General features: G+C 50.7%; 11 protein-coding genes. 6 read left to right on the plus strand and 5 right to left on the minus strand.

The window, feature by feature from the left end:
- From AC4E7D_RS07570 to AC4E7D_RS07580, 3 genes are all read left to right on the plus strand, one after another.
- Positions 1 to 653, plus strand: a 653-nt coding sequence (locus AC4E7D_RS07570; protein WP_490173206.1) for a vanadium-dependent haloperoxidase, incomplete at its 5' end; no start/stop codon positions are given.
- A 27-nt stretch (positions 654 to 680) separates the two neighbouring features.
- Positions 681 to 1,013, plus strand: coding sequence for a hypothetical protein (locus tag AC4E7D_RS07575; RefSeq protein ID WP_490173207.1), 333 nt, complete (start codon positions 681 to 683; stop codon positions 1,011 to 1,013).
- 59 nt (positions 1,014 to 1,072) lie between these two features.
- Complete coding sequence (locus AC4E7D_RS07580) at positions 1,073 to 1,759, plus strand: methyltransferase (RefSeq protein WP_490173208.1); 687 nt, start codon at positions 1,073 to 1,075, stop codon at positions 1,757 to 1,759.
- A 33-nt stretch (positions 1,760 to 1,792) separates the two neighbouring features.
- Here the strand turns inward: AC4E7D_RS07580 and AC4E7D_RS07585 are convergent, their stop codons facing one another.
- Positions 1,793 to 1,966, minus strand: a complete 174-nt coding sequence (locus AC4E7D_RS07585) for a type II toxin-antitoxin system antitoxin (protein ID WP_490173209.1) — start codon at positions 1,964 to 1,966, stop codon at positions 1,793 to 1,795.
- A 3-nt stretch (positions 1,967 to 1,969) separates the two neighbouring features.
- Complete coding sequence (locus tag AC4E7D_RS07590) at positions 1,970 to 2,818, minus strand: SPFH domain-containing protein (protein ID WP_490173210.1); 849 nt, start codon at positions 2,816 to 2,818, stop codon at positions 1,970 to 1,972.
- Between the two features lie 151 nt (positions 2,819 to 2,969).
- On the opposite strand from AC4E7D_RS07590, the gene AC4E7D_RS07595 reads away from it, so the two are divergent.
- Genes AC4E7D_RS07595 through AC4E7D_RS07605 form a run of 3 tightly spaced genes read left to right on the plus strand, consistent with a single transcriptional unit; the run spans position 2,970 to position 5,054 of the window.
- The gene (locus AC4E7D_RS07595) at positions 2,970 to 3,404 is read left to right on the plus strand and encodes a hypothetical protein (protein WP_490173211.1); all 435 of its coding nucleotides are present in this window, start codon (positions 2,970 to 2,972) and stop codon (positions 3,402 to 3,404) included.
- Between the two features lie 4 nt (positions 3,405 to 3,408).
- Positions 3,409 to 4,257 (plus strand): hypothetical protein, encoded by an 849-nt coding sequence (locus AC4E7D_RS07600; protein WP_490173212.1) that lies wholly within the window; start codon positions 3,409 to 3,411, stop codon positions 4,255 to 4,257.
- A gap of 23 nt (positions 4,258 to 4,280) precedes the next feature.
- Positions 4,281 to 5,054 (plus strand): TSUP family transporter, encoded by a 774-nt coding sequence (locus tag AC4E7D_RS07605; RefSeq protein WP_490173213.1) that lies wholly within the window; start codon positions 4,281 to 4,283, stop codon positions 5,052 to 5,054.
- Positions 5,055 to 5,084: 30 nt separating this feature from the next.
- Here AC4E7D_RS07605 and AC4E7D_RS07610 read toward each other — a convergent pair whose 3' ends face one another.
- The 3 genes from AC4E7D_RS07610 to AC4E7D_RS07620 form a co-directional block, all read right to left on the minus strand.
- Positions 5,085 to 6,338, minus strand: a complete 1,254-nt coding sequence (locus AC4E7D_RS07610) for a metal-dependent hydrolase family protein (RefSeq protein ID WP_490173214.1) — start codon at positions 6,336 to 6,338, stop codon at positions 5,085 to 5,087.
- Positions 6,339 to 6,341: 3 nt separating this feature from the next.
- Positions 6,342 to 7,718, minus strand: coding sequence for an amidohydrolase family protein (locus AC4E7D_RS07615; RefSeq protein ID WP_490173215.1), 1,377 nt, complete (start codon positions 7,716 to 7,718; stop codon positions 6,342 to 6,344).
- Positions 7,719 to 7,729: 11 nt separating this feature from the next.
- The coding region (locus tag AC4E7D_RS07620; protein WP_490173216.1) for an amidohydrolase family protein at positions 7,730 to 9,151 on the minus strand (1,422 nt) is incomplete at its 5' end.

Consider the following 9,151-nt stretch of genomic DNA (forward strand, 5'->3'; position numbering starts at 1 on the left):
ACGAGCAAAAGGCCCTGGTGGAATTCATGCGGGATGGGCCTCAGTCCGTCCAGCAGGCGGGACACTGGCTGAAATTTGCACAGGACGTTTCCCGAAGGGACCAGCACACCCTGGACCAGGATGTGAAAATGTACTTCTACAACCAGGTAGTGGCGATGGATGCCTTTATCGCTTCCTGGGATTCCAAGATGTTCTATGACTACGCCCGGCCCTATGCCCTGGTACACGAATACTACGAAGGCCAGAAGATCAAAGCCTGGGGAGGTGAAGGCAAGGGGATGATGGAAATGGATGGCGCCCAGTGGCGTCCCTATTCCCCAGAAACCTTTTTGTGCCCGCCCTTTCCGAGCTATGTCTCCGGACACAGCACCATCAGCGGCGGCTGTGGGGAAGCCCTGAAATTGTGGACAGGCAGCGATGAATTCGGGGAAGAGGTAGAGCTGGTAGCCGGCGCCCTTACCGAACCCGACAACCTCGGGGATACAGTGGTCCTTAAATTCCCCACCTTTACAGAAACGGCAGAAATGGCCGGTATTTCCAGGGTGATGGGAGGCTACCATATCCAGGCCGATAACGTAGCCGGCCTGCAACTGGGCCGTGATGTGGCCCGGGAAGTCTGGACCTTCTATCAAAAGCATGTAGGCGAGGAATAGTCCATACAGGCTGATAAAACCCAGACCATGGGAAATAAAACAGACCAAAACGATAGCAAATATCCCGAGGGCCACTTTTTGGGGCTCTGGATGGGGATCGGTATCGCCCTGTTTTCCGGCTTAGGGGTAGTTTTGAGTGTAGTAGCGCAGAACAATGCTTTTATTGGGATAGGTCCTGCGATAGGGGTAGGTTTCGGGTTACCCATTGGCCAGGCCATAGAAAACAAATACAAGGCGCAGGGAAAGATCCGTCCCCTGACCGAAAAGGAAAAAAGAGTGCGGAGAAATGCTTTGCTCCTGGGCCTTTTCATCTTCCTGCTGGGCGTAGTGGTCTTTTCGGTGATGTATTTCAGGGCGTAATTGTGTGAGCGCATAGAAAACGCCGACCTGACCGCATATAACTTTTAAAGTCAGGACAAATGAAACTTTTTAAACACCAGTTCTGGCATCTTATTTCCTTACTGGCCCTGCTCTGGGCCGTCAAGGTGCTGATAGAAGCGGACCCATCCCTTCTGGAGGGGGCACTTTGGGGTTTCGGGACCAGCTACTGGTTGATCCTGGCCCTGGCCAGCCCGATCCTTCACCAATTATACGTGCTGTTCTGCTGGCGCTTTGAACTGCACCAGCGAAGCATCTCAAGGGCTTTTGGGGAGGCTGGTTTCCGACTCTTTAAGATCGGGTTTACCCTGCTCATCCTTTCCCGGCCACTTACCATTATTCTCCTGGCCATTGCCAATGCCTTTACCCTGCCTATGAACCCGTGGTTGAGCTATGGACTGTCTGCGCTGTTGCTCCTGCCGGGTAGCTACCTGATGTATTCGGTAAAGAAGTATTTTGGGTTCGACCGCGCTTTTGGGATCGATCATTTCTATCCCGCCAAATACAGGGACGTGCCCATGGTTAAGCAGGGGATCTTTAAGTACTCCTCCAATGCCATGTACGTCTTCGGGTTTTTCCTGCTGTGGGTACCGGGGCTCCTGGCACAATCCAAAGCTGCCCTGCTGGTGGCGGCCTTTAACCACCTCTATATCTGGGTACACTACTACTTTACGGAGCAGCCGGATATGGAGATCATCTACGGGGGAGAGGATAACAGCAAGACATAAATGCCCGGCGTACGCTGCCGCCGGGCTTTCTAATTATTGCCTGGGCTTGCCTTTGCGCTTAGGCAGCCTTTTGGCCTCCTTCAGGCTTTTGTTGATGATCCATTCCAGTTGTCCGTTAACACTCCGGAATTCATCATCGGCCCATTTCTCAATTTGCTTGAATACCTCAGGGTCGATCCTGAGCACAAAGGATTTACGCTTGCTCACACATCAGGCATTTAGGGTGCCTGTATTCACTACAGGGATGGCTTCCTTATCGCCACAGAGTACCACCATCAGGTTGCTGACCATGGAGGCCCTTTTGTCATCATCAAAATCGATGATATTGTCTTCTGAAAGCTGGGTAAGCGCATCTTCCACCATACCTACAGCCCCTTCAACGATTTTCTTCCGCGCCGCCACAATGGCCACCGCCTGCTGCCTTTTCAGCATGGCACTGGCAATTTCAGGGGCATAGGCGAGGTATCCGATGCGGGCTTCCATCACCTTGATCCCGGCAATGGCAAGTCGCTCTGTTATTTCTGTCTCCAGGGCTTCGTTGACTTCATCCATGCCCGAACGCAGCGTTAATTCTGCCTGTTCATCGTCAAAATTGTCATAGGGGTAGGAGCCAGCCAGTTTCCTCACTGCAGCATCCGTCTGCACGCGGACGAATTCCACATAATTGTCCACATCAAAGGCCGATTTGTAGGTGTCCTTCACCTGCCAGACGAGGATCACATTGATAAGGATGGGGTTGCCTATCTTGTCATTTACCTTCACCCGTTCACTGTCAAAATTCCGGGCGCGCAGGGAAATTTTTATTTTTCTGAAGAAGGGGTTGGCCCAGAAGAAGCCATTTTCCTTAACGGTGCCCTTGTATGCTCCAAACAATACCAGCACCTTGGAGCTGTTGGGGTTAACGATAAAAAACCCTATGAGTACCAGTAGGATTATGGGTACCAATAATAAAAACCAGGGGTTTTTGGTGAAGATAATTCCGAGGACGGTTCCGGCGAAGAGCAGCAGGAGTACGAGTAACATGGTATAACCACTACTTGCTTTTATTTCTTTTTCCATATGATATCATTTTAATATCATAATAATACTAATTTTTTCGGAATTAAACAAATTGACCCTGCTATTTCCTGCTTTTGGTGGGATGGTAAATCGTCCTTTCCGATAAATACATTAAATTAGATAGGAATATGCTTCCATAAACCTTTTGTTTATGAAAAAAATTCTGATCCTCTTTTTTCTCGTTTGCACCGTTTCAGGGATTGCCCAATCCAAGGACTTTATTGGCATCTACCTGCTTAAGGAGGAGGCAGAAAACGGTATTATCCAACACAAAATGACCCTCCATGAAGAAGGCACCTTTTTGTTCAGCACTTTCTTTTCTCCTGATGATGCTGACGGAAAAATGCTGGAAATAAAGAGCATGTATGGGAGCGGGAAATGGCGTGTTAATGGCAACCAGCTGTTCTTTGTGGTAGACAAGGAGGAAGATTTTGATGAAGACCGCATCCTTGATTTTTCAAAAACACGTGCCCGGATCCAGCAACCTCCCCCTCAAGGCACGGATGGGAAAACCGGGACTACCCAACTGGTTTTTTTTGATTCCAATATCTCCTGGGTGAAGGGGTTGAAATTGAACAAACAATAGGTATATGTTAAGAATTCTTGCCGCAGAAATATGCCTACTGTTTTTGTTTGCCACTTCTTTACACGCTCAGGATAATATAGTGATACGTTCCTCCAATAACCAGGAGCTTATAAAGGCCCTGAATAATGCAGAACTTCTTGCTGAAAACCGAGAGCAATGGCTGGGAGTAAGATTATACCGATTGGACAATGGGATAGGTAGTGCAGGTTACCCCAGTTCTGAGGTGTCGTACAATCTACTAGTAGCCACAATTGAAATGGATGATGCTCCGGAACAAGGGGTTCACGAGGCGGGTCCCTTTCTCAACCCGACCTTTGTCGGCTGGGATCATATTGATAGTTATCGCAAAGAATTTACCATTATCCATGGAACTGCCTCGGAAAGAGATTCACTGGGTTTTGAGATAAGGTTGGAGGGATTAAGGATACATCGGGTTCCCAATATCGCCTACAAATGGGGGGAATTGGATATAAAGGTAAACGGATACAGCGTTAACAGGCCATATGATAAGCAGGTATTCGAGGAGACGGTGGGTAGGAAGTATACTGAATTTGTGGATACCAACGACACCATCTATTTAGAATTTCAGTATAATATTTATGAATACTATTACGGTAAATCCAGCATTATAATTGACGATGAATACGGGATCAGTGATATACAGATTAAGGATACCTCCCTTGCGGTAAACGGTATCAGAGTAGGGGACCCCATTGAAAAAGTAAAGCGAAAATTCAGCAAGCACCAGGTCTCCCGAGACTGCCTTACGATCTGGCATTCGGATATTTCATTGTCTTTTTATTTCGATGGACATGGGATTATCAGCAAGATATTTTATTTTGTACCCACCTGATTAATTTATGATCATCAGTATACATGGAATACATCCTGGTTTCCCTGGTTGCCTTCCTCGTCGCTATCCTTACCTTCTTTTCGGGTTTTGGGCTGGGGACCATCCTTACGCCAGTTTTTATGCTTTTCTTCCCGGTGGAACTGGCCATTGCGCTGACCGGGGTGGTACATTTTTTCAACAACGTCTTTAAGATCTTCCTGGTGGGGAAGCGGGCAGATAAGGGAGTGTTGCTGCGTTTTGGGATCCCGGCGGTCATCTTTTCCTTTATCGGGGCCTGGGTATTGCTGCGTATCCCGGATACAGAACCCTTATTTGTGTATCAGATGTTCGATAGTACCTTTGAGGTCTTCCCGGTTAAATTTACCATCTCCATATTGCTGCTGATCTTTGCTTCCTGGGACCTGATCCCGTATTTCCAACGCTTGGAATTCGGAAAGGATAAATTACCCATTGGGGGGATGCTCAGCGGTTTTTTTGGGGGACTTTCAGGCAACCAGGGCGCCTTGCGCAGTGCCTTCCTCATCAAGGCTGGGCTTACAAAGGAATCCTTCATTGGCACGGCGGTAGTCGTCTCCACCTTTGTGGATTTTACCCGGCTCAGTGTCTATGCTACCCGCATGGACCAGGCAGGCCTAACGGATAATATCCCCATTGTGCTCTGTGCCACCCTCTCGGCCATATGCGGGGCCTATTTGGGACTTAAACTGCTAAAGAAAGTCACCCTGAAATTCCTGCAGGTCACCGTGGCCATAATGCTGATCCTGCTTTCGCTGGCCCTGGGAGCAGGTGTATTGTAGCGATACAACAATAACAGTTAGCAAATTGGGTTAGCCTTTTACCAGCGTACCCCCCAGCATCACCATGTTGACCGTTCGAAGTTGTTTTATGTCTGTACTGGGGTCTCCCGGGATTGCAATCAGGTCGGCTGTATACCCCTTTTTGATTTCCCCCAGCTTTTCCAGGTGGAAGGTCCGGGCATTTACCGAAGTGGCCGCCCTTAAGACGTCTAAGGGTGCCATTCCGTACTCCACCATCAGTTCCAGTTCCCTGTAATTTTCCCCATGGGGGTACACGCCCACATCACCACCAAAGCCAATCGTTACCCCGGATTGCAGGGCCTGTTTAAAGCTGGCTTTTTTCTTCCGGATGCGCTCGGTATCGTTTTCCTTCTCTTTGTCCCATCCGGCGTATTGCTCCACGGCATCGCCAGCGGCCAGGGTGGGGTAGAGGACCACGCCCTTGTCCTTCATCAACCGGAAGACCTCCAGGGTACCCCCATCTCCGTGCTCAAGGGTCTCCACTCCTGCCAATACAGCGCGTTTCATCCCTTCCGGGGTACTGGCATGGGCCACCACATAACTCCCGGCTGAGGTGGCCGTAGCCACCATGGCATCCAACTCCTCTTGCAAAAATGTAGGTTGCGAGGGCGCCCCTGTTTGCCAGCGGTAATCTGCATAGACCTTAATAAAATCAGCCCCATGGCCCAGTTGTCTTCTTGTGGTTTCGATCACCCCGGGCACTCCACTGGTGGGTTCTGCCCCCAGGGGTACGCTTACCCCGTCATGGAAGCCTTTCGGGCCATAGGCGCCCGTGGCCACAATGGCCGGACCCGCAACCAGCAGGCGGGGCCCCGGGGTCAGGCCTTTTTCTATACTTTGTTTCAGGTAGACATCCGCGTACCCGGCCCCTTCCGATCCCAGGTCGCGCATGGTGGTCACCCCTGCCATCAGGGAAGCTTTGGCGTGGTTGGCCCCGCGCAGGGCACGTTCAACAGGGGATTCTTTTAGTACCTGGTCGTTCCAGGGTGTTTCGTCATAAGGGTGAAGTAAGAGGTGGGAATGCCCTTCGATCAGCCCGGGCATGAGGGTCGTTCCGCTAAGGTTTTTGGTTTGGGTACCCCTTGGTACACTGAGGCCAGCAGCAGGCCCGGCATAGCTGATCACATCTCCCTCAACCAGCACTACCCAATTGTTGTGCATTTCGTTCCCGTCAAAGACACGGTCGGGTTTCAAGAGGAATTGTCCGTATGCCAATTGTGTAGACAAAGCAAGTACTGGCAGTAATTTAGAAACAAACTTCATGGACTATTGTTTTGCTGCATTCTCAGCGATGGAACTCAGTTTTTTCTCGATTTCGGCCTTGCCGATCCAGGTACCCCTAACCATGACGCCCTCCACCTTCCTCAGGTTTTCCAGATCCTCCAGGGGGTTGCCGCTAACCAGGAAGAAATCTGCCGAAAGGCCTTTTTTGATCTCCCCAAACTCATCCTGCATGCCATAGAAGATAGCCGGATTGAGGGTGCCGCTCTGCAGGATCTCCAGCGGGCTCAGGCCTGCGCGAAGCATGCCCGCCATTTCGTGGTGGATGGAGAAGCCTGGCACGTTGAACAATTGGGGTGCATCCGAACCCAATAGCAATCCCTGGCCCTCATCTTGCAGTGCTTTTATGAGCTGTCTCCGGATGCTGATAAAGTCTTCCCATTGTTCTGCTGAAAATCCTGTACCCTCCCCGGTGGATTGCTCTTTCCTGCTCCTCCAGTTTTCCAGTGTGGAGGCGGGCATGTACTGCATTTCAGCCTGGGCAAGCATTTCATTTGCTGTTGTTGGGGCGAACCAGCGCTCGAAAAGGCTTTGGGTGGGGACTACCCAGACCCCCTGTTCATTGGTTAGCGCTACGAGGGGGTCTATACGGCCCATATCGGCGAGGGGGGTAAAATTATATCCAAAAAAACCGTTTTCATTGGGCTGGACCCCGGCAGCTTCAGGCACAAGCCCTTCCAGGTACCCATCCACATGGTCGATGGTAGAAAAACCGCTTTCCAGGGCATGTCTAATCCCCACATCCACGGGTACATGCCCTGCAAAGGGAATACCCACTTCATTCGCCGTTTTAACCAGGGTATCAAAGACATCCCGTTGTATCCCCGGATGTATTTTAAGAAAATCGTACCCGGCTTCCTGATAGGCGGTGACCTTAGTTCGGGCTTCCTCGGGCGTCTTTACGGAGTTACCGTTCAGGGAGGGACTGGAAGTAAAGATCCTTGGGCTCAGTACGGCCGCGGATTTCGCAGCTTCCCGGAGTTCCAGGTGGCGAGGGTGCCCCAGCATCCCACGGATGGTAGTGATGCCGTTAGAAAGGTAGAGGAACAGGGTTTCTTCGATCCGCTCTTCCGAAGTTGGTGGTGAAGGAATATGGGCGTGCATTTCGGCCAAACCTGGAACGGCGTATGCGCCTTCAGCATCAATGGTCTGGGTAAAACCCGATAAAGCTTCAGTACCCGGGGCCACTTGCAGGATCCTTCCAGAATCTATTACTATTTGATGGTCCCTCAGGATCTCACCGTTTCGAACATCTACAATATGCAAGTTCGTAAAAAGGACTGCGGTTGCACTTGGGTCTTGCTGTGCGGTGTTACATGCCAAGGTAACGACTGCCAAAAGTGCCAGATAGTATTTTTTCATTTGAGAGCTTATTAATTCGGTTCTAAAAGTTGTTTAATTTTCTCTTCGTCAAAGACCTTCCCATTTTTGACCACGCCCTGGATCTTCCGGGTATTCCGGATGTCTTCCAGGGGATTTTCGGAAAGCAATACCAGATCAGCGACCTTTCCTTCGGTGATGTCTCCGTAGTTAGTTTCTTTTTTCAGAAAGCGTGCGCCGTTGTAGGCTGAGCTTCGCAGGGTCTCCAGCTCACTCATGCCGCAGGAAACCAGCGCCTCGAGTTCATTGTGCAGGGAGGGTCCGGGATAGACATAGGAATTGTAGGCCCCGCAATCTGATCCGGCCAGCAACCCCACCCCTGCGAGGTGTAGTTGCGTAGTTAGTTCACGGAAAAAATCGTCCAGGGCTTTCCGGTCCTTCCGGGCCGTTTCCGAAGCATTCAGGGCACGATTGATACGGCCCTGGTAGGTCTCCAGAAATTCAGGGCTCAGATGCTGCAGATAAGGATCTGAACTGTGATCTGCTTCATCCAGGTAACTGAGGGTGTGGCCTATATGCAAGGTGGGGACTACATACACCTCTTTTTCACGCAGCATTTGAAAGGTGTTTTGTGCTGTACGATCTGAATAGCTTTGCTGTAACCTGGGCATGGCCTGCCAGAAACCTATGCTTCCCTCGCGGATGCCCTGGGTCACTGCTGCTTCTTCATCGGCACAGCCCTTCATAACATAGTAGAGGTGTTCAATGGCGTCTATCCCCGCGGTTATCGTCTCTTCAAGGGTGACACTAAAGGGCATGTGCCCGGAGCTTATCAGGCCCCGCTGATCAGCCTGTCTCAGGGTTTCCAGGTACAGCTCTCCACTGATACGGCTGTCGTACAGTTTAATAAAATCCACCTCCAGCGCCTGCAGGGAATCCAGTGCCTTAGGGATATCTTCCGGGCGTTCCACTTGCAGGGAGCCCGCCCAGGTGGGTTTGGGGCCGTCAATTTTAGGACCGGAAGTGAATATAGTGGGCCCCGGCTTCCCGGCTGCTATATCTTTTTGCCACGTCTGGATAGCTGTAGTAAGGTCGCCCCCGGCATCACGGACAGTAGTAATGCCATGGGCCAGGAAGTGCCCCAAAAACTTTTGGTTTTGTTCCACAAGGTCCGGTCCCCCGCGAAAATGCACGTGATTGTCCCAAAAACCGGGCAACACATAGGCCCCCTCTGCCGATAGGCGTTCACCTGCCGGGATATCTTGAGCCGCTCCTGAAGGAAGTAACTTTTGAATGGTAGCATCCGCTATAAGAATATCCTGGCTGCTGATCTGTCCGGTTTCCAGATCAATTACCCGGGCGTTGCTCAGGATAAGGTCGTATTGACGTGTAGGTTCCGTTTTGCAACCCCAGAATAAAATGATGATCAATAAGAGCGAAATTCGGGTTGTTCTCATGTCCTTGGGATAAGGACT

The organism is Lentiprolixibacter sp. (genome assembly GCF_982873095.1).